General features: G+C 64.8%; 15 protein-coding genes, 1 other RNA gene and 2 pseudogenes. 7 read left to right on the forward strand and 11 right to left on the reverse strand.

Annotation, left to right across the window (positions count from 1 at the left end; translation table 11 throughout):
- The first annotated feature begins 3 nt into the window (after positions 1-3).
- Positions 4-3,165, forward strand: a complete 3,162-nt coding sequence (locus RPS27_RS06565; protein WP_212067903.1) for a multidrug efflux RND transporter permease subunit — start codon at positions 4-6, stop codon at positions 3,163-3,165.
- 169 nt (positions 3,166-3,334) lie between these two features.
- Positions 3,335-3,847, forward strand: a pseudogene (locus RPS27_RS39650) (AAA family ATPase); the annotation flags it as partial.
- A gap of 11 nt (positions 3,848-3,858) precedes the next feature.
- Here RPS27_RS39650 and RPS27_RS06575 read toward each other — a convergent pair.
- The 8 genes from RPS27_RS06575 to tkt form a co-directional block, all read right to left on the reverse strand.
- On the reverse strand, positions 3,859-4,650 hold the full coding sequence (locus tag RPS27_RS06575) for an inositol monophosphatase family protein (protein WP_212067904.1): 792 nt from the start codon (positions 4,648-4,650) through the stop codon (positions 3,859-3,861).
- Positions 4,651-4,734: 84 nt separating this feature from the next.
- Positions 4,735-5,817 carry a tetratricopeptide repeat protein gene (locus RPS27_RS06580; protein ID WP_212067905.1) on the reverse strand — a complete coding sequence of 361 codons (1,083 nt, stop codon included), beginning with the start codon at positions 5,815-5,817 and terminating at the stop codon, positions 4,735-4,737.
- Positions 5,818-5,825: 8 nt separating this feature from the next.
- Positions 5,826-6,515 (reverse strand): thiamine phosphate synthase, encoded by a 690-nt coding sequence (locus tag RPS27_RS06585; protein WP_212067906.1) that lies wholly within the window; start codon positions 6,513-6,515, stop codon positions 5,826-5,828.
- Between the two features lie 3 nt (positions 6,516-6,518).
- Positions 6,519-7,544, reverse strand: a complete 1,026-nt coding sequence (locus RPS27_RS06590; RefSeq protein WP_212067907.1) for a class I fructose-bisphosphate aldolase — start codon at positions 7,542-7,544, stop codon at positions 6,519-6,521.
- Between the two features lie 228 nt (positions 7,545-7,772).
- The gene (gene fba, locus RPS27_RS06595; protein WP_211415912.1) at positions 7,773-8,840 is read right to left on the reverse strand and encodes a class II fructose-bisphosphate aldolase; all 1,068 of its coding nucleotides are present in this window, start codon (positions 8,838-8,840) and stop codon (positions 7,773-7,775) included.
- Positions 8,841-8,895: 55 nt separating this feature from the next.
- Positions 8,896-10,092, reverse strand: a complete 1,197-nt coding sequence (locus tag RPS27_RS06600; protein ID WP_194404401.1) for a phosphoglycerate kinase — start codon at positions 10,090-10,092, stop codon at positions 8,896-8,898.
- 145 nt (positions 10,093-10,237) lie between these two features.
- Positions 10,238-11,245: a type I glyceraldehyde-3-phosphate dehydrogenase gene (gene gap, locus RPS27_RS06605; protein WP_194404400.1), complete on the reverse strand. Its 1,008-nt coding sequence runs from the start codon at positions 11,243-11,245 to the stop codon at positions 10,238-10,240.
- A gap of 146 nt (positions 11,246-11,391) precedes the next feature.
- Positions 11,392-13,377, reverse strand: a complete 1,986-nt coding sequence (tkt, locus tag RPS27_RS06610; protein ID WP_212067909.1) for a transketolase — start codon at positions 13,375-13,377, stop codon at positions 11,392-11,394.
- 375 nt (positions 13,378-13,752) lie between these two features.
- Between tkt and RPS27_RS06615 the strand changes: the two genes are divergently transcribed.
- From RPS27_RS06615 to RPS27_RS06635, 5 genes are all read left to right on the forward strand, one after another.
- Positions 13,753-14,073 carry a DUF4164 domain-containing protein gene (locus RPS27_RS06615; RefSeq protein WP_018318703.1) on the forward strand — a complete coding sequence of 107 codons (321 nt, stop codon included), beginning with the start codon at positions 13,753-13,755 and terminating at the stop codon, positions 14,071-14,073.
- Positions 14,070-14,453, forward strand: a complete 384-nt coding sequence (locus RPS27_RS06620) for a cell division protein ZapA (protein ID WP_194404398.1) — start codon at positions 14,070-14,072, stop codon at positions 14,451-14,453. The genes RPS27_RS06615 and RPS27_RS06620 overlap by 4 nt, the downstream gene beginning before the upstream one ends.
- Positions 14,454-14,649: 196 nt before the next feature.
- Positions 14,650-14,810: non-coding RNA, 6S RNA (gene ssrS / locus RPS27_RS06625), on the forward strand.
- A gap of 223 nt (positions 14,811-15,033) precedes the next feature.
- Positions 15,034-15,630, forward strand: a complete 597-nt coding sequence (locus tag RPS27_RS06630; RefSeq protein WP_211415915.1) for a 5-formyltetrahydrofolate cyclo-ligase — start codon at positions 15,034-15,036, stop codon at positions 15,628-15,630.
- A complete protein-coding gene (locus tag RPS27_RS06635) occupies positions 15,608-16,432 on the forward strand; it encodes a TIGR00282 family metallophosphoesterase (protein WP_211415916.1) in 825 nt (274 codons plus the stop codon). The genes RPS27_RS06630 and RPS27_RS06635 overlap by 23 nt, the downstream gene beginning before the upstream one ends.
- An 856-nt stretch (positions 16,433-17,288) precedes the next feature.
- On the opposite strand, the gene RPS27_RS06640 is transcribed toward RPS27_RS06635, so the two are convergent.
- The 3 genes and pseudogenes from RPS27_RS06640 to RPS27_RS06650 form a co-directional block, all read right to left on the reverse strand.
- The gene (locus tag RPS27_RS06640) at positions 17,289-17,633 is read right to left on the reverse strand and encodes a hypothetical protein (protein WP_212067910.1); all 345 of its coding nucleotides are present in this window, start codon (positions 17,631-17,633) and stop codon (positions 17,289-17,291) included.
- Between the two features lie 385 nt (positions 17,634-18,018).
- Positions 18,019-18,227, reverse strand: a pseudogene (locus RPS27_RS06645) (c-type cytochrome); the annotation flags it as partial.
- 210 nt (positions 18,228-18,437) lie between these two features.
- Positions 18,438-19,862, reverse strand: a complete 1,425-nt coding sequence (locus tag RPS27_RS06650; RefSeq protein ID WP_211415918.1) for a methyl-accepting chemotaxis protein — start codon at positions 19,860-19,862, stop codon at positions 18,438-18,440.
- Positions 19,863-19,956 lie beyond the last annotated feature (94 nt).

Here is a 19,956-nt window from a genome sequence, read left to right on the forward strand (position 1 = left end):
GCCATGGCGAGTTTCTTCATCGACAGGCCCATCTTCGCCTGGGTGGTCGCGCTGTTCATCTGCTTGATCGGCGCGATCGCCGTGCCGCTGCTGCCGATCGCGCAATATCCGATCATCGCGCCGCCCTCGATCTCGATCTCGACCAGCTATCCCGGCGCCTCGCCGGAAAACCTCTACAACAGCGTAACGCGGCTGATCGAGGAGGAGCTCAACGGCGCCGCCAATATCCTCAATTTCGAATCGACCAGCGACTCGCTCGGCCAGGTCGAGATCATCGCCAACTTCCAGCCGGGCACCGATACCAGCGCCGCCTCGGTCGAGGTGCAGAACCGCATCAAGCGCGTCGAGGCGCGCCTGCCGCGCGCGGTGATGCAGCAGGGCATCCTGATCGAGGAGGCCTCCAGCGCGGTGCTGCAGATCATCACGCTGAACTCGACCGACGGCAGCCTCGACGAGGTCGGCCTCGGCGACTTCATGATCCGCAACGTGCTGGGCGAGATTCGCCGCATTCCCGGCGTCGGCCGCGCCACGCTGTACTCCACCGAGCGGAGTCTGCGCGTCTGGGTCGATCCGGCCAAGCTGGTCGGCTATGGGCTCACCGCCGACGACGTCAACAAGGCCATTGCCGCGCAGAACGCGCAGGTCGCCTCGGGCAGCATCGGTGCCGAGCCGTCGACGTCGAGCCAGCGCACCTCCACGCTGGTGCTGGTCAAGGGCCAGCTCTCCTCGCCGGACGAGTTCGGCGCCATCATCTTGCGCGCCAATGCCGACGGCTCGACCGTGCGCCTGCGCGACGTCGCGCGCGTCGAGGTCGGTGGTCTCAGCTACCAGTTCAACACGAGGCTCGACGGCAAGCCGACCGCGGGCCTCTCCGTCCTGATGTCGCCGACCGGCAACGCGTTGGCAACCGCGAGCGCGGTCGAAGAGAAGATGAAGGAGCTGTCGCGCTTCTTCCCGGCCAACATCTCCTACGAGATTCCCTACAACATCACGCCCGTGGTCGAGGCTTCGATCAAGAAGGTGCTGATGACGCTCGTCGAGGCCGTGGTGCTGGTGTTCGTGGTGATGTTCCTGTTCCTGCAGAACATCCGCTATACCATCATTCCCACCATCGTGGTGCCCGTGGCGCTGCTGGGCGCCTGCACCACGCTGCTGCTCGCCGGCTATTCCATCAACATGCTCTCGATGTTCGGCATGGTGCTCGCGGTCGGCATCCTCGTCGACGACGCCATCGTCGTGGTCGAGAACGTCGAGCGCATCATGAGCGAGGAAGGCCTGCCGCCGAAGGAGGCGACGCGCAAGGCGATGTCGCAGATCTCGGGCGCCATCATCGGCATCACGCTGGTGCTGATGGCGGTGTTCGTGCCGATGGCGTTCTTCCCGGGCTCGGTCGGCATCATCTATCGCCAGTTCTCGGTGACCATGGTCGCCGCGATCGGCTTCTCCGCCTTCCTTGCGCTGTCGCTGACGCCGGCGTTGTGCGCGACGCTGCTCAAGCCCGTCGCAGCCGGTCATGGTCACGCGAAGAAGGGCGTGTTCGGCTGGTTCAATCGCATGCTCGAGGGTGTCAAGGAACGCTATTCGCGCACGGTCGGCTTCTCGCTGAACCGCACCGGTCGCCTGATGCTGGTCTATGTCGCGTTGCTGGCCGGTCTGTCCTGGGCCTTCGTCAACCTGCCGGGCGGCTTCCTCCCCGTCGACGACCAGGGCTTCGTCACCACCGACGTCCAGACGCCGTCGGATTCGTCCTATGCCCGCACCGAGGCGGTGATCGAGAAGGTCGAGAAATATCTGGCCCAGCGGCCCGGCGTCGACAACGTCACGTTCCTCACGGGCTTCAGCTTCTCCGGCCAGGGCATGAACACCGCGCAGGCCTTCATCACGCTGAAGGACTGGTCGGAGCGCGGGCCGAAGGATTCCGCTGCGGCGATCGTCAACGACATCAACCGCGATCTGGGCGCGTCGATCCGCGACGCAAAGATCTCGGCGCTGCAGCCGCCGCCGATCGACAATCTCGGCAACTCGTCGGGCTTCTCGTTCCGCCTGCAGGACCGCGGCCAGAAGGGCTATCAGCAATTGATGCGCGCCGCCGATCAACTGATCGCGGAGGCCAATGCGAGCCCGGTGCTGCAGAAAGTCTATGTCGAGGGCCTGCCCGAGGCGGGCGTCGTCAATCTCGTGATCGACCGCGAGAAGGCCGGCGCCTTCGGCGTCACCTTCGAGGACATCAACAACACGATCTCGACCAATCTCGGCTCGAACTACATCAACGACTTCCCGAACCGCGGCCGCATGCAGCGCGTCGTGGTGCAGGCCGACGCCCGCGACCGCATGCGGACCGAGGACATCCTCAACTACAACGTCAAGAACAGCCGCGGCCAGCTCGTGCCGTTCTCGTCTTTCGCCACGGTTGAATGGGCGCGCGGGCCGACGCAGATCGCCGGCTTCAACTATTATCCGGCGGTGCGCATCTCCGGCGAAGCCAGGCCCGGCTTCACCTCGGGCGATGCGATTGCCGAGATGGAGCGGCTTGCCGGAAAACTGCCGCGCGGCTTCGGCTATGAATGGACCGGGCAGTCGCTGCAGGAAAAGCTGTCGGGCTCGCAGGCGCCGTTCCTGCTCGCGCTATCGGTGTTCGTGGTGTTCCTGTGTCTGGCCGCGCTCTACGAGAGCTGGACCATTCCGCTCGCGGTGCTGCTCACCGTGCCGCTCGGCATCGTCGGCGCCGTGACCGCGGCGATGCTGCGAAGCTTGCCCAACGACGTCTATTTCACCGTCGGCCTGATCACCATCATCGGCCTCGCCGCCAAGGACGCGATCCTGATCATCGAATTCGCGAAAGATCTGCGGAAAGAGGGCAAGCCCCTGGTGGAAGCCACCATCGAAGCCTGCCGCCTGCGCTTCCGCCCCATCTTGATGACAGGCCTTGCCTTCATCTGCGGCGTGCTGCCGATGGCTATCGCCCACGGCGCCGGCGGCGCCAGCCAGCAGGCGCTCGGCTCAGTCGTGATGGGCGGCATGATCGCGGTGGTCATCCTGGCGCTGCTGATGGTGCCGGTGTTCTTCGTCTCGGTGCAGCGCGTGTTGGCGGGGGACAGGGAGAAGGCGGCGGCGAAGGATGGTGAGGCGTACGGGCCGCCGGCGCCGGCAAGAACCGGCCACTGAACGCCGGATAGGTCCTGACCGCCAGAGTTGGATGCGCTGTCGCTTGATGTCGACGGGCGTCCGGCTTGCTTTCGCGCGAGCGTCGACCGAGACTGCATCCCTGGATTGATGGGATGTGCGTTCGCGCTGGACCTGCGAACGCGCCAGGCCTGCGGATTGAAAGCATGCGATGCGTCCGACCGACATTACGATCTCGAACTATCGCTCCATCCGGCGGCTCTCCATCCCGATCCATCCCCTGTCCGTCTTTGTGGGCGAGAACGGCGTCGGCAAGTCCAACCTCTACAAGTCCTTGTCGCTGTTGCGCGATGCGGCAGCCGGGCGGATCACGCGGACGATCGCCGACGAAGGCGGGCTGAATTCGGTCTACTGGTCCGGCGTCCGCAAACGCGGCGAGGATGGGAGGTTACGGTTGTCGGTCAAGTTCGACCGTCTCAAATACTCCATTGAAGTCGGTTATCCGGCCCCGCTCGAGGCGGCGTTTTCCGGTGAGCCGATGATCAAGTCCGAAAGCATCGAGGCGGTGCAGGGCAAACGAACGGTTCTGCTGATGGAGCGGAAGAATTCGCTCGTCAGCGTCCGCAGCGAGAGCGGCGCATGGAGCAGCCACAAGGATGCTGTGCTGCCGTCCGAGCCGGCGCTTGCTGGCTTTTTCGATGGAGTCTTAACCGATGAGATCGAGCAGTCGTGCGGCTACGCCGGCTTCCGCAAAATCCTCACCAGCTCCCCGTGCACGTACTCGTTCCCGCACACCACGTCCCCGGTCACCAGCGCATCGCCGGGTGTGCTGATGTCGCTCACCGTGCCGCCTGCTTCGCGCACCATCAGCATACCGGCGGCGATGTCCCAGGATTGCAAATTGCGCTCCCAATAGCCGTCGAGGCGGCCGGCGGCGACGAAGGCGAGATCGAGCGAGGCGGCGCCGAAGCGGCGGAGGCCCGCGACGCGGTCCTGGATCGCGGTCATCTCGCGGCGGAATTCCTCGTGGTCGCCGCGGCCGATATGGGGCAGGCCGCAGGCCACCACGCATTCGTTGAGCTGGCGGCGTCCGGCGACGCGCAGGCGCTGGTCGTTGAGGAAGGCGCCCTTGCCGCGCTCGGCGATGTAGAGCTCGTCATTGGCGGGGTTGTAGATCACACCGGCGATGATCGTGCCCTCGCGCACGAGGCCGATCGAGATCGCGAATTGCGGGATGCCGTGCAGGAAGTTGGTGGTGCCGTCGAGCGGATCGACGATCCAGGTATGGCTCTTGTCGCTGCCTTCCCGCGTGCCGCCTTCCTCGCCGATGAAGCCGTAGCCGGGGCGGGCCTTGGCGAGGTCCTGGTAGAGGATCTCCTCGGCGCGCTTGTCGGCGAGCGAGACGAAATTCGCCGGCCCCTTCAGCGAGACCTGGAGATGCTCGATCTCGCCGAGATCGCGCTTGAGGCTGCGGCCGGCGCGGCGCGCGGCCTTGACCATGACGTTGATAGTTGCGGAATACAGCATGAGCTCTGGTCTTGATCGGGGGAAATGGCGCGAAATCGCGCGTGTTTGGAGGATTGGGTGCCCTGCGAGGGGCTGAAGGTCAAGTCATTTGCTCCCCAGCCATTTTTTGGCGGCGGCCTCCGCCTTGGCCCGCTCCTCGGCCGGCAGGTCGGAGAATTGCTTGTCGAGCTCCGGGTCGCCCTTGCCGGCGGTCTTGGCCACCAGGTGCCATTTGAAGCCTTCGACCTTGTCCATGGGCGTGCCGACGCCGTTGATCAGCACCCAGGCCAGCCGGTTCTGCGCGATCGCGCTGCCTTGGCGGGAGGCCTTGCGGAGCAGGGCGACGGCAGCCGGCTGGTTCTTCGGAGTGCCGGTGCCGTTGAACATGGCGATGGCATATTCCACCTCGGCGTCGACATTGTCGGCGAGCGAGGCGGCCTGCAGCAGCCGCACCGCGCGTTCCGGATCCTTCGGCACGCCCGTGCCTTCCTTGTAGAAGGTCGCGAGCGCGTATTGCGCCTCGGGCAGGCCGGCATCGGCGGCCTGGCGCAGCAGCTCGGCTGAACGCCTGACGTCCTGGGGCAGGGTTTGGCCGTCCAGATAGAGCAGCGCGAGGTTATAGGCCGCCTTGGGCTCGCCGAGCTTGGCGGCGGACGCCATCAGCTTGACCGCCTCGTTCTTGTCGACCGAGCCGCCGCGGCCTGAAATGCGCAGCATGGCGAGCGCGAACATCGCCTCGCGGTCGCCGGCGTCCGCGGCGCGCTTGTACCATTCGGCCGCCTTGGCGTAGTCGCGGCGAATGCCCATGGCGTTGGAATAGAGCTCGCCGAGCATGGTCATCGCCTTGGGATCGCCGCCTTGCGCGCGGGCGGTGGCGAGGTCGAACGCGGTCTTGTACTGGCCGCGCTGATAGGCGCCGTACACCAGATCGGCGCTGGAATTGTCGGTCGGCGGCGCCGGGATCACGGTCGGGGTCGGCGTCGGCTTGGAGGACGGGGCGGGCTTGGGCGAGGCCGAAGGTTTCGGCGCCGGCGCAGCCTCCTTCTTCTTGGCGGGCGGGGGCGGCTTGGGCTTCTGCTTCTCCGCGGGCGGACTGGGGATTGTCGCCGGCGGGGTGATCTGGAGCTGCGCGGCCGCCGGTACCGTGAGCAGCAGCGTCGCCAGCATGGTGATGCAGGGGAGTTTCATGTCGGGCGCTAGCCGTGCTCGCTGCCCGCAGGATCTGGGCTGGCTATCGCCGTCGCGTGCGCCTTCTTGATCGCGGCGTCGACCTCGATCAGCGCCGCTTTGGGCCCGCGCGGATCGGACCAGATGAAGTCGCCGACCAGCACGAAATCGGCGCCGCTGAGCGCAAATTCGTGGGCTTCTTCCAGCGACATCGCAAAGCCGACGCAGGGCGGCTCGAACAGCTCGGCCCACCAGTCCAGCCGTTCCGCGATCGCTTGCGCCGACGGACGCTGTCCCTTCGCATCGGGCTCGCCGAACAGCACGTAATCTGCGCCGATCTCGCCCGCCTCCATGGAATGGTGCCGCGTCGTCAGCCCGCCGACACCGGCGATGCGATCGGGCTTGAGCGATGGCAGCGCCTCTTTCAGCGCGGCGATGCCGGGCAGGTGCGCACCGTCGGCGCCGCCGCGCGCGACCAGCTCGGCATGGCCCTCGACCAGCAGCGCGGCGCCCGCCTTCTGCACCGGCGGCGCGAAGGCCTTGACGCGCGAGATCATGGTACGCTGGTCGGTCTCCTTCAGCCGCAGCAGCACGGCCGCGACGTCGGCGGCGGCAAGCAGGGCCGGCAGCTCGCCGAGAAGCGCAGCGGGATCATCGACGACGGGCGTCGCAAGATAAAGGCGAGGCGCCGGGCGCGGCGGAGGCGGTTTGTTCGACAAGATCTAGGCTGCCTTCTGTTCCAGGCTACTTTGCCATTCGCCCTTGGAGGCGAGGCCGTTCATCCGCGCGCGATGGCTGAAGGCGCGCTGTCCGGCCGCGACGTTCTCAGGCCTCCCGGACCAGGCCTTCTGCGGCGCGGCCTGCAGCGCGCGGCCGTAGGAGAAGGTCAGGCCCCAGGGCAGCGGGCCGAGCTTGTGCATGGCGTTGAGATGCGCCGTCGCCTCTTCGTCCGATTGGCCGCCGGAGAGGAAGGCGATGCCGGGCACGGCCGCGGGCACGCAGGCCTTGAGCAGGCGGACGGTCTTCTCCGCGACCTCCTCGACGGGCGCCTGCTTCGCGCATTTCTTGCCTGAGATCGCCATGTTGGGCTTCAGCACCATGCCTTCGAGCGCGACGCGCTGCACGCGCAATTCCTGGAACGTCTTGTTCAGCACGCGGCTCGTCACCTCATAGCAGCGGTCGATGTCGTGGTCGCCGTCCATCAGCACCTCCGGCTCCACGATCGGCACGATCTGCGCGGCCTGGCACAGTGCGGCATAGCGCGCCAGCGCGTGGGCGTTGACGCTGATCGCGGTCATCGAGGGAATACCGCTGCCGATGTCGATCACCGCGCGCCATTTGGCGAAGCGCGCGCCGCGTTCGTAATATTTCTTTAAGCGTTCGGCGAGCCTGTCGAGCCCGACGGTGACTGTTTCGCCCGCGCACATCGGCAAAGCCTGCGTGCCTTCGTCGACCTTGATGCCGGGAATGGCGCCGCTCTGCTCGATCAGCTTCACCAGCGGCGTGCCGTCCTTCGCGTCCTGCCAGATCGTCTCGTCATAGAGGATCACGCCCGAGATGTACTGGCTCATGGCGTCCTTGGAGCGGAACAGCATCTCGCGATAGTCGCGGCGGTTCTCTTCCGTGGACTCCACGCCGATTGCGTCAAAGCGTTTCTTGATGGTGCCGGAGGATTCGTCGGCGGCGAGGATGCCCTTGCCCTGCGCGACCATGGCGGTCGCCACCTTGTTGAGCTCAGTCAGATTCATCGAGAGGTCCTCCCAAAACGACTCTGCCCTTGCCCGTGAAAATAGACCGTTCTCGGGCAATTGCCGAGCTATCGTTCGTCGCAGGGTAAAGGGGGGGAGGCCGGTCATTCCGGGGCGCGCCCCTAGGCGCGAGCCCGGAAATCCATTGATCCGCGTCGACGGTGGCACCATGGATTCCGGGCTCGCGCTGCGCGCGCCCCGGAATGACGGTGCCTGCCCTTACGTCGCTTACGCCACCTTCGGATCCAGCTCGCCCTTGGCGTAGCGCTTGGCCATCTCGGCGGTGGTCAGGACGCGCTTGATCTTGGAGGCCTGGCCTGCGGTGTTGAACTCCTGCAAGCGCTGCTTGCACAGCTTGGTCATGGCTTCCATGGCCGGCTTCAAGTACTTGCGCGGATCGAACTCTTCCGGGCTGTCCTTCAGCACCTTGCGGATTTGGCCGGTCATCGCCATGCGGTTGTCGGTGTCGATGTTGATCTTGCGCACGCCGTTCTTGATGCCGCGCTGGATCTCGGCCACCGGCACGCCCCAGGTCGGCTTCATCTTGCCGCCGTTGGCGTTGATGATCTCCTGCAGGTCCTGCGGCACCGACGAGGAGCCGTGCATGACGAGATGCATGTTTGGCAGCTTGCGGTGGATCTCCTCGATCACGTTCATGGCGAGGATGTCGCCGTCGGGCTTGCGGGTGAACTTGTAGGCGCCGTGAGACGTCCCCATCGCGATCGCGAGCGCGTCGACCTTGGTCTCCTGGACGAACTTCACGGCCTCGTCCGGATTGGTCAGGAGCTGGTCGTGGCTGAGCTTGCCTTCTGCGCCGTGGCCGTCTTCCTTGTCGCCCATGCCGGTTTCCAGCGAGCCGAGCACGCCGAGCTCGCCTTCCACCGAGATGCCGCCGAGATGGGCCATGTCGGTCACGGTCTTGGTGACGCCGACATTGTAGGCCCAGTCGCCGGGGGTCTTGCCGTCGGCCTTCAGCGAGCCGTCCATCATGACGGAGGTGAAGCCGGCCTGGATCGCGGTCATGCAGGTCGCGGCCTCGTTGCCGTGGTCGAGATGCACGCAGACCGGGATGTGCGGATAGATTTCGGTGACCGCGTCCATCATGTGCTTGAGCATGATGTCGTTGGCGTAGGAGCGCGCACCGCGCGAGGCCTGGATGATGACGGGCGCGTCGACCTGGTTGGCCGCGTCCATGATCGCCAGCGCCTGCTCCATATTGTTGATGTTGAAGGCCGGTACGCCGTAATCGTTCTCCGCCGCGTGGTCGAGCAGTTGACGTAACGTGATCCGAGCCATCTGTCTTGTTCTCCCGTTGGGGCCTTGCAAGGCCGCGATGTTTGCCGACTTGAATTTACTTGACGCGCAGCACCTCGACGCCGGGCAATGGCTTGCCTTCCATCCACTCGAGGAACGCGCCACCGGCGGTCGAGACATAGGTGAAGTCACCGGCCACATGGGCCTGGTTGAGCGCCGCGACGGTGTCGCCGCCGCCCGCGATCGAGATCAGCTTCTTGGCCTTGGTGCGCTCGGCAGCGTGCTTGGCGGCCGCGACCGTGCCGCGATCGAAGGGCTGCATCTCGAATGCGCCCAGCGGTCCGTTCCAGACCAGCGTCGCTGCGTCGTCGATCGCGGCGTGGACGCGGGCGATTGACTGCGGGCCGACGTCGAGGATCATGCCGTCGGCCGGGATCGCGTCGAGCCCATAGGCATGCGAGGGCGCGTTGGCGGCGAAGTGATAGGCAACCGTGGCGTCCACAGGGAGGATGATCGCGCAGTTGGCGGCTTCCGCCTTCTCCATGATGCGCAGCGCGGTGGCGCTGAGATCCTTCTCGGCCAGCGACTTGCCGACCGCAACGCCCTGGGCGTGCAGGAAGGTGTTGGCCATGCCGCCGCCGATCACCAGCGCATCGACCTTGCTCACGAGATTTTCCAGGAGGTCGATCTTGGTCGAAACCTTTGCGCCGCCGATGATGGCAATGACGGGCTTGGTCGGCGAGCCCAGCGCCTTCTCCAGCGCGTCGAGCTCGGCCTGCATGGTGCGGCCGGCATAGGCCGGCAGCTTGTGGCCGAGGCCTTCGGTCGTGGCGTGGGCGCGGTGCGCCGCCGAGAATGCGTCGTTGACCCAGATGTCGCCGAGCTTTGCCAGTTCCGCCACGAAGGCGGGATCGTTCTTTTCCTCCTCCTTGTGGAAGCGGGTGTTTTCGAGACAGAGAATGTCGCCGTCCTTCAAGCCTGCGACCGCCTTGGCCGCGGGCTCGCCGATGCAATCCTCGGCGAAGGCGACGGGCTTCTTCACGACCTTCGCAAGCGCTTCAGCCACGGGCTTGAGCGAGTCCTTGGCGTCGCGTCCCTTCGGCCGGCCGAAATGCGCGAGCAGGATGACCTTGCCGCCCTTGTCCGAGATTTCGGTGATGGTCGGTGCGACGCGGTCGAGCCGGGTGGTGTCGCTGACGCGGCCATTGTCCATGGGCACGTTGAGATCGACGCGCAGCAACACGCGCTTGCCCTTCAATTCGACGTCGTCGAGGGTGCGGAATTTGTTGGTCATCTCTCTTGTCCCGGGCGCTGCGCAGCGCGAAGCGATGCGCTGCAGAACCGGGACCCACATCACAGCAAGTCCCGCGGTTGAATGGGTCCCGGTTCTGCGGAGCAGCGCTTAGGCGCTGCACCGCGCCCGGGACACGAGACCTGGTTCAGATCACCTTCGCGATCGCAGCGGCGGTGTCCGCCATGCGGTTCGAGAAGCCCCACTCGTTGTCGTACCAGGACATCACGCGCACCAGCGTGCCGTTCTGCACCTTGGTCTGGTCCTCGTGGAAGGTCGAGGAGTGCGGGTCGTGGTTGAAGTCGATCGAGACGTTCGGCGCGGTGGTGTAGCCGAGGATGCCCTTGAGCTGCTGCTCGCTGGCGCGCTTCATCGCCGCGTTGATCTCTTTGGCGTCGGTGGCGCGCTTGGCGACGATCTTGAGGTCGACCACCGAGACGTTCGGGGTCGGCACGCGGATCGCGACGCCGTCGAGCTTGCCCTTCAGCTCGGGCAGCACGAGGCCGATCGCCTTCGCAGCACCCGTCGAGGTCGGGATCATCGACATCGCCGCCGCGCGGCCGCGGTAGAGATCCTTGTGCATCGTGTCGAGCGTCGGCTGGTCGCCGGTATAGGCGTGGATCGTGGTCATGAAGCCGGTCTCGATGCCGACGAGGTCGTTCAGCACCTTGGCGACCGGCGCCAGGCAGTTGGTGGTGCAGCTTCCGTTGGAGATGACCAGATGATCCTTGGTCAGCGTCTCATGGTTGACGCCGTAGACGATGGTGGCGTCGGCGCCGTCGGCGGGCGCGGAGACCAGCACGCGCTTGGCGCCGGCGGTGAGATGCGCGGAGGCCTTGTCCTTCGAGGTAAAGATGCCGGTGCATTCCATCGCGATGTCGACGCCGAGATCTTTCCAGGGCAGCTTCGAGGGATCGCGCTCGGCGGTCACCTTGATCTTGCCGCCGCCGAGATTGATCGAGTCGCCATCGACGGTGACGGTGCCGGGGAAGCGGCCGTGGACGCTGTCGAAACGGAGCAGATGAGCGTTGGTCTCGACCGGGCCGAGGTCGTTGATGCCGACGACCTCGATGTCCTTGCGGCCGGACTCGGCGATAGCCCGCAGGATGTTGCGGCCGATGCGGCCAAAACCGTTAATTCCAACGCGGACTGCCATGTTTCGTCTCCTTCAATGACCGTTGTCATCCCGCACAACGCGCTATGCGCGCCTGCGAGGGTTTTTTAGGGGCGGGCGCCCGGTTCGGCCGGGCGGTGCTTGATCATATGAGAGATTACGTAGTCCTTTTTTACGGCAAGCTCAACTCAGGAAACGCGTTTCAGCACAGCGTTAACCGCAGCCTCGGCGGTAATACCGAAGTGCTTGTAAAGCTCCTTGGCCGGGCCGCTTTCGCCGAAGGAATGCATGCCGACGAATTCGCCATCCTGGCCGATCACGGCATCCCAGCCCCAACGCACGGCAGCCTCGATCGCGACCTTCACCGGCGCATTTCCGATGATGGCGGCGCGCTTGGCCTCTGGTTGCGCTAACAACAGCTCGAGCGACGGAACGGAAACAACGCGCGAGGCGATGCCGCGTTCCGCGAGCTGCTTCTGGGCGGCGACCGCGATCTCGACCTCGGAGCCGGAGGCGAACAGCGTCGCCTTGGCTTCGCCCTCGGCTGCGACCAGCTCGTAGGCGCCGGCTGCGCAAGGGTTGTCGTTCGGCGCGGTGGTGCGCAGCTGCGGCAGGTTCTGCCGCGTCAGCGCCAGCACGGTCGGACCGTCCACGCGATTGAGCGCGAGCTCCCAGCACTCGGCGACCTCCATGGCATCGCACGGACGGAACACGCGCATGTTCGGAATGGCGCGCAACGCGGCGAGATGCTCGACCGGCTGATGGGTCGGACCGTCTTCGCCGAGCCCGATCGAGTCGTGGGTCATGACGTACACGACGCCGGAGCCCATCAGAGCGGCAAGGCGCATCGCGGGTCGTGCGTAGTCGGTGAACACCAGGAAGGTCGCGCCGTTCGGCGCGAAGCCGCCGTGCAGGAAAATGCCGTTCATCGCGGCGGCCATGCCGTGCTCGCGGATGCCGTAATGGATGAAGCGGCCCTTCGGCGTCTTGGCGGAGAAGGCGGTCGCCGACTTCGCTTTGTTGTTGTTGGAGCCGGTGAGGTCGGCCGAGCCCGCCAAAAATTCCATCGGCATCGCGCCGGCGATCACCTCGATCACCGCTTCCGAGGACTTGCGGGTCGCCGCAGTCATCGGCTTTTCCAGCAGCTCCTTCTTGTAGGCGCGCACCGCCTTTGCGAGCGAAGCGGGACGCTCGTGACGCAGGCGGCGCTCGAACTCGGCGCGCTTGCGGCTGCCGAGCTCGCCGAGCCGTGCTTCCCATTCCTGCCGCGCCGCCGCGCCGCGGCTGCCGGCTGCGCGCCACGCCTTCAGCACGTCCTCGGCGACCGTGAACGGCTCGAGCGAGATGCCGAGATTTTCCTTGGCGGCCTTGAGCTCGTCGGCCCCTAACGCTTCGCCATGCACCTTCGAGGTGCCGGCCTTGTGCGGCGCGCCGAAGCCGATGGTGGTGCGGCAGGCGATCAGCGTCGGCTTGTTGGATTTCTTCGCGCGCGTGATCGCATCGGCAATCGCCGCCTGGTCATGGCCGTCGATCTTCTCGGCCGCCCAGCCGGCCGACTTGAAGCGCTTCACCTGGTCGACGGAATCGGCGATCGAGGTCGGCCCGTCGATCGAGATGCCGTTGTCGTCGTAGAGCACGATCAGCTTGTTGAGCTTCCAGTGGCCGGCCATCGCGATCGCTTCCTGCGACACGCCTTCCATCAGGTCGCCGTCGGAGGCGAGCACATAGGTGTGGTGATCGACGATCTTCTTGCCGAACTCGGCGGCGAGCATCTTCTCGGCGAGCGCCATGCCGACCGCGGTCGAGATGCCCTGGCCGAGCGGACCGGTCGTGGTCTCGATGCCCTTGGTGCGGAAATTCTCGGGATGCCCGGGGGTGAGCGAGTCGACCTGGCGGAATTGCTTGATCTGGTCCAGCGTCATCTCGGAATTGCCGGTCAAATACAGCAGCGAATAGAGCAGCATCGAACCGTGGCCGGCCGAGAGCACGAAACGGTCGCGGTCCGGCCAGGCGGGCGCGGCGGCGTCGAATTTCAGGAACTGCGTGAACAGCACGGTGGCGATGTCGGCGGCACCCATCGGCAGGCCGGGATGACCCGATTTCGCCTTCTCGACGGCGTCCATCGAAAGCCCGCGGATCGCGTTGGCCATACGGGAGTGATCGACCTGCGTCATGTCTGAAATCCGTCTGAAATGAGGCGCTTGGAGGCGATGTACGCCCGCGCGGGAGGAGCCTGGCGGCCACTGAAGGTCGGGGCTGGGATAGCACCTCGGTTCCGGGAGTCCAAGGCAGTCAAACGCTGATTCGGCCGCAAAAGTTGCCTCTGTGGAGATCGCTTTTCCGTCAGGTGCCTGCGAGGGAGGAACTGACGGATCGGGACGGCCTCCGTCCCGATTGATCGGTGCATAGTTTCGCGGCGGCGTTGCGCTGGGCTAGCTTGCTTTGTAAATTTCTGCTTCTAACCGCTTGCCGAACCGAGTCTTTTGCCGGGCGGCAAGCTCCAGGAAAAGGCCACTGGGCAAAGGCCGCCAGGTTCCACCGCTGACTGCATGAACGATCGCGTGTCCAACAGTGCCGCCATGACGGAGTCCTCCGCGGTCGAGATCGAGATCGCGACCCGCAGGCTGATGGCGGCGCTCGACGCGCTCGAAAGCGCGGTGGAGCGCCGGCGCGACGCCGATCGCGACGAGAACGAGCTCGCGGCGCGGATCCAGGCGCTGGGCGCGGACCGCTCGCGGCTTGCCGACGAGCTCGACGGCGCGCTGGTGAAGGCGCGCAAGCTCGAGCGCACCAATCGCGAGATCTCCGACCGGCTGGATTCCGCGATCGTCACGATACGCTCGGTGCTCGATACCGGAGAGGACGGATGAGCCACATCAACGTCACCATCAATGGCCGGCAATATCGCATGGCCTGCGAGGAGGGCCAGGAGGTGCGGCTGCTCAAGCTCGCCGAGAGCCTGGAGACGCGGATCCAGTCGCTGCGCGGAAAGTTCGGCGAGATCGGTGATGCCAGGCTCACCGTGATGGCGGCGCTGACCGTCTGCGACGAGTTGGTCGACGTCGGCAACCGTGTCCGCAGCATGGAGCAGGAGCTGACCGAGCTGCGCGATTTCCGCAATGCCGCCGTCGAGCGCGCCAGGATGACGCAGACTGCGGTGGTGAACGCCCTGAACGCCGCCGCCGAACGCATCGAGAAGTCGACCCAGGTCCTGAACCGCACCGTCGGCAACGGGATCGCGATTGGGTAACGGGCCGCGAAAGCTTCGCTGAGTCATCGCCCCGGATCCTCTGGGGGATTGTCCCGATGTGGAGACACCCTCTCCCCAACCCTCCCCCGCAGGCGGGGAGCGGACTTCCGCCGTGGCTCGCAGCCCGCTTCATTACGCCGAAGCATGCTCTCTCGCCGGGCTGGCGATTCGTCAGTATCGTTGTTACATTGGCCCTGCGAGGCTGCGACGCGCGTCAGGAGCCATATATCCCCGGGGCCTTATCGATCCTTTAGGGAACTGTCCCTGGCCGGGCCCGTGGGCCCGGACATATGGTGCCCACCTACTTTCGTAGGGAACTCCGGGATCGAGTGCTTCAACGGCGTACGCGGCTTCGCACTGTTTCTTCCTTCTGGTTCGTGCCTGTCGAATTGCGTCCCCGACACGCTTGCGGTCCAATCTCGGTGTCATGCCCCCCTAGTGCGCAATTGCGCACGTGGGACCGGGGGCATCGAGTACGCCGCCGCGTCGAGGTCTAGCACTGGCGTCTCTGGAATATCGGATCGTCCGCGTCGCGGGTGATGACGGCGGAGCAAGACTTCGCCTTCGGGGGAAAACGCGCATGCCCAACACGAAAGCCGAACTCCGTGCCAAAGCCCTCGCGGCGCGCGACGCCTTGAGCGAGAAGAAGCGCAGCGCCGCCGCCGCAAAGCTCGCCAAGCGTGGGCTGCCGTTCAAGCTTCTGCCCGACAGCATCGTGTCCGGCTATTCGCCGATCCGCAGCGAGATCGATCCGATGCCGCTGATGAAGGCGCTTGCGGAGCAGGGCGCCAAGCTGGCGCTGCCTTGCGTCACCGCGCGCGGCCAGGCCCTGGTCTTCCGCATCTTCCATCCGAACGATCGTCTGATGCTCGGCCCGCTCGGCATTCCCGAACCGTCGCCGGCGGCCGCTGAAGTCATTCCGGATGTCATGCTGACGCCGCTCGCGGCATTCGATCGCCTCGGCCATCGCATCGGCTATGGCGCCGGGCATTACGATTTCACCTTCGCGCATTTGCGCAAAGCCAAGCAGATCGTCGGCATCGGACTTGCTTTTGCAGCGCAGGAGATCAAGGCGGTTCCGGCACTATCGCACGACGTCGCGCTGGATTATGTGCTAACGGAATCGGACGTGTTCGATTTCCGGAGTTCTGAAGTTGCGCATTCTCTTCGTGGGTGATGTCGTCGGCCGAGCGGGGCGCAACGCCATCGCCGAATATCTGCCCGGCATGGTCAAGGACTGGTCGCTCGATTTCGTCGTCGTCAACGGCGAGAATTCCGCCGGCGGCTTCGGCATCACGGAAGCGATCTATCAGGAGTTTCTCGACGCGGGCGCCGACGCGGTGACGCTCGGCAACCATTCCTGGGACCAGCGCGAGGCGCTCGTGTTCATCGAGCGCGCCGAGCGCCTGGTGCGTCCCGCCAACTATCCGCGCGGCACGCCCGGCCGCGGAGCGGCCCTGGTCGAGACCAAGAACGGCAAGCACGCGCTCGTCGTCAACGCTTTGGGCCGCGTCTTCATGACCCCGTTCGATGATCCCTTCGCAGCATTGGAGCGCGAGCTCGGGGCCTGCCCGCTCGGCGTTGCCGCGGATGCCATCGTCGTCGATTTCCATTGCGAGGCGTCGAGCGAGAAGCAGGGTATCGGCTTCTTCTGCGACGGCCGCGCCAGCCTCGTCGTCGGCACGCACACCCATGTCCCGACCGCCGACCACCAGATCCTCACGGGCGGCACCGCCTACATGACCGATGCCGGCATGACCGGCGACTACGATTCCATCATCGGCATGCAGAAGGAAGAGCCGCTGCGCAGGTTCACCTCGGGAATCCCGTCAGGCCGCTTCGAGCCGGCCGCGGGCGCAGCGACGCTGAGCGGCGTCGCGGTGGAGACGGATGACGCCACGGGCCTCGCGCTGAAGATTGCGCCGGTGCGTGTCGGTGGAAGGCTGGAGCCGGCAACGCCGAAATTCTGGTTGAGCTGAAGTTATCAGACTGCATTGTGGCGCCCTCTCTCCCTTTGCAGAGGGTGGCTCGCCGCGTAGCGGCGAGACGGGTGAGCGACTGTCTCGTAAGCCGCCATTGGCGCTCGGGTGTCTGCCGCTGCTTCAACGAGCTGCACCGTTCCGAACTTCGGAAGGTGGGTCGGTCCGGGGCTAACAGCGGAGTTGCGATTGCGAGTGCACTAAAATGGGTGGCTACGTAACAATACGTAGTTCCGTTCTTTCTTGATGCAGATGTCACAATGAGAGACTAGCGTGGTTCCATCATCGGCCTATTTCAGGCAGCTACCGATGACTGTGAGCAGAAGACTCGCGCCGCTCTCAGCGGGAGTAGTTATGCCAAAAAACTCTCACCGCCCGATCTGCCCGAAATGCGGTAAGCCGATGCACTTCGTGATCGTCAAGACAGGCGGTCGGAAGTTTCGGTGTATCAAGTGCGACGACATCGATCCAATGCAGGTCCCAGATTTTCAAGCTTGGACCAAGGGCGAATTGCGTCCGCCGAAAACGACATGAAGGCTACCTCATGCAATATCGGGGTATAGAATACACAATCGTCCAAGCAGCCAACCCTTCGGGCTGGAGATGGTCGTTTGAGCGAGAAGCACGTCCGCCGAAAACTGGCACTTCTTGCGATCGTGTCGGGGCAATTCTCGCCGCCGAATGGGCAATCAATCAAGCGCTCAAGCAGAATTGCTCTTCGAAAACGAACAGCTGAAAGGTTGGGTTCAAATATCGTGTGTGGCTGAGCGGCGGCCGCGTGCGAGCGCAACGTTCTGATCCAAGAGCTTCAGCTGGTCAATCGGACGATAGAGAAGCGCCCCCGCATCTGTTCGGATCATTTGTTCGGCCAATCATCCGGCTTCATATGCTTGGCTTCTTCTTCGGCGAGAAGCTGGAGCAACATACGGTGTCGAGCTTCGTCACGATGCGGGTCATCGGCGCTCATGGCGATAAGCTTCCGATAGCAACGGATGTTTTCGTTGACGACATAGTTCCGCATGTTGCGCCCTCCCGAGAAATGGGACTTCAGGTCGCACCTGAGATCATTACTAGCTGCGCATTGCGCGCGCGACGCAAGATCGATTTGCTGTGGAGGTGGAAAAATGCGGGACAGTGCCGCCGTCTCACAACCGATCGATGATTTTGCAACAAACTGGCCTTGCGGTCGTTCTGTCATCATCACCGGCTCTGCCTTGGGCTTCCGGTGGCTGAGAGACCCGGCTGTGCTCCCGCTCATGAACGGGAGTCACTCATGGAAAAGTCGTCACGGGAGCCCATCGCGCTGACCTGCCCAAAGTGCGGGAGGCAACCCAAGTTCATCACCACCTTTCTAGTCCCGCGAACAGGGCATACCGTCCGCATGTTCACCTGCGAGTGCGGGAAGCAAAACTGGATCGAAAGCGAATAGGAAGTGAGTCGCGGAAAGGGCTGGGCTGACGCACCCGTCCTGCAGGCAGCTGGCCGGGACCTTACAGGGACTTCGAAACACCAACTGTCTGATATCTATAGCGCTCTCCTCGCTACCTTCTCCCACAGGGGAAGGCGCGTGGTCATCGCGGCGAGATTTACTCCGCCGTCTGCTGCCGCAACCCCGCGACATCCCTCGCCGTCAGCTTCGAGCCTTTCGCGCCGAACCGCGCCGTCACGTAATTCGCCACCGCCGCGATCTCGTCGTCGGTGTATGAATTGCCGAACGGCGGCATCGAGAGCGCGCCGTCGGGCGTATGTCGCTTGATGCCGGAATCACGATCTGTGCGACGTTGGTCGCGGCGGGGGTCGTTGACGGGCAGAGCAGCTCTATTCTCCCGGAGAGGGCGGCAACGAGACGATGGTCTTTCAGAACAGGAGCCTCACGCTCCTGTTCTGCCCGACGCGTCAAAACGCGTCGTGGCCTGCCGGCGTAAGCCATTGATTCCGCACGCCCCGGCTACTGTGCATGGGGTTGTTTTCGAACTTTTGAGTTGGGACGCGGAAGCGCCGGCCGTCAGCCCTGCCTAAATCCCATCCGGAAGGCGCCCCAGTGCTTGCCGCGGATCACGATCGGCGACGAAAGATCCTTCATCAGCACGAACTGTCCGCCGCCCATGTCGCGCCGGTAGGTCTGGAGCAGGAACGGCTTGGTATTGCCCGCGACCTTCTTCACCGTGCGGTCGTTGAACAGGCGGCGGTTGCGGCAGTTGGCGTTATTCCAGACGGGGTCCTTGCCCTGCGGCAGGCGGTAGTTCGGATTGTGGGTCGGCAGATAGCCATCCCGCGCCCAGGCGACGCAATAGACGATGCGCGGATCCGATTTCTGGATCGGGTCCTGGATCGCGGGCAGCACGCGGTCGGTGAATTCGACGTAGTTGGTGAGGTACTGCTTCGGATCTGTGCCGGGAATTTCGCGATAGGTCTCGTCGAGGAGCTGGTCCAGCGTGATGTCGCCGCGATCGATGGCGGCTTCGAACTCGGCCGTGATCCGCTTCGCGGTGTCGACCACGATTCGGATCAGCGGCGTGTCCGACGTCTCGACGCCGCTGTCGGCGATCAGCGCGATCAGTCCTTCGGACGTGTCGAGCAGCTTGGCCACGCGCTCGTCGGCGTTCTTGAGGTCGCGCGAGGAGAGGTCGACGCCCTTGGCGAGCTCGTTGAGCTCGCTGATGACGGTGTCGCAATGTCCGAGATTGGAGGTCGCCGCGCGCGTGACGCTGCCGATCTCCGCTTCGACCGACGCAAATCCCTGCTGGACGCGCGAGATGATGCTGGAGATCTGCTGGGCGCCTTCGCCGGCGGTCTTGGCACGTTGCGAGGCGTCGCTGCTTTCGCCGATCAGGCCTTCGATCTGACCATCGAGGTCGCGAACGGTGTCGGAGATCTGGTGCGTGGCCTGGCGGGTGGCTTCGGCGAGGTTCTTCACTTCGCTTGCGACCACCGCGAAGCCGCGGCCGGCATTGCCGGCGCGGGCGGCCTCGATGGTCGCGTTCAGCGCGAGCAGATTGGTCTGTTTGGCGATCGCCTCGATCGAGCCGGACACCTTCGCCACCTGCGCAAGCGCCGAGCCGACGGCGCTAAGGCGCGCCTCGATCCGCTCCACCGCTGCGACGAGCTCGGAGATGTGACTGACCGCGGTGTCGACGGCGCTGCGGGACTGCGCGATCTCACCGACCGCCGCGGACGTGGTCGTCTGTACGGCCTGCGATGCATTGGCGATGTCGTGATTGGCCGAGACCATCGTCTCGGCCGTGCTCTGGAGGTGGTGGAACCGGTCGGACTGGTTCGCGACGCGGCTTGCGACTTCCTGGACGTTGCCGGCAATATCGGCGAGCTCCACGCCGAGACCGCCGATGCGGTCGGCGAGCTGATCAATCAGCCGTTCGGCAAGCGTGCGGTTGGAGCCGGTGTCCATGACGGCAAGTTGTACGACGGACATGTTCGATGAGTCCTCCAGTCAGAGCCGCAACCCGGCTCACGGCGGCATTCCCATTCCAGTCGCGACTTTAGAGGATGATTCGCGGCAGGCGTCT

The sequence above is a fragment of the Bradyrhizobium sp. WYCCWR 12699 genome (genome assembly GCF_032144035.1).
Classification (GTDB): domain Bacteria; phylum Pseudomonadota; class Alphaproteobacteria; order Rhizobiales; family Xanthobacteraceae; genus Bradyrhizobium.

Bases quoted from the DNA above. Each gene is read 5' to 3' on its own strand.
- RPS27_RS06615 (WP_018318703.1), top strand. From the start codon at position 13,753: ATGAACGATCGCGTGTCCAACAGTGCCGCCATGACGGAGTCCTCCGCG.
- RPS27_RS06650 (WP_211415918.1), bottom strand. From the start codon at position 19,862: ATGTCCGTCGTACAACTTGCCGTCATGGACACCGGCTCCAACCGCACG.
- gap (WP_194404400.1), bottom strand. From the start codon at position 11,245: ATGGCAGTCCGCGTTGGAATTAACGGTTTTGGCCGCATCGGCCGCAAC.
- tkt (WP_212067909.1), bottom strand. From the start codon at position 13,377: ATGACGCAGGTCGATCACTCCCGTATGGCCAACGCGATCCGCGGGCTT.
- RPS27_RS06630 (WP_211415915.1), top strand. From the start codon at position 15,034: ATGCCCAACACGAAAGCCGAACTCCGTGCCAAAGCCCTCGCGGCGCGC.
- RPS27_RS06580 (WP_212067905.1), bottom strand. From the start codon at position 5,817: ATGAAACTCCCCTGCATCACCATGCTGGCGACGCTGCTGCTCACGGTA.
- RPS27_RS06620 (WP_194404398.1), top strand. From the start codon at position 14,070: ATGAGCCACATCAACGTCACCATCAATGGCCGGCAATATCGCATGGCC.
- RPS27_RS06640 (WP_212067910.1), bottom strand. From the start codon at position 17,633: ATGATGACAGAACGACCGCAAGGCCAGTTTGTTGCAAAATCATCGATC.
- RPS27_RS06565 (WP_212067903.1), top strand. From the start codon at position 4: ATGGCGAGTTTCTTCATCGACAGGCCCATCTTCGCCTGGGTGGTCGCG.
- RPS27_RS06600 (WP_194404401.1), bottom strand. From the start codon at position 10,092: ATGACCAACAAATTCCGCACCCTCGACGACGTCGAATTGAAGGGCAAG.
- fba (WP_211415912.1), bottom strand. From the start codon at position 8,840: ATGGCTCGGATCACGTTACGTCAACTGCTCGACCACGCGGCGGAGAAC.
- RPS27_RS06575 (WP_212067904.1), bottom strand. From the start codon at position 4,650: ATGCTGTATTCCGCAACTATCAACGTCATGGTCAAGGCCGCGCGCCGC.
- RPS27_RS06590 (WP_212067907.1), bottom strand. From the start codon at position 7,544: ATGAATCTGACTGAGCTCAACAAGGTGGCGACCGCCATGGTCGCGCAG.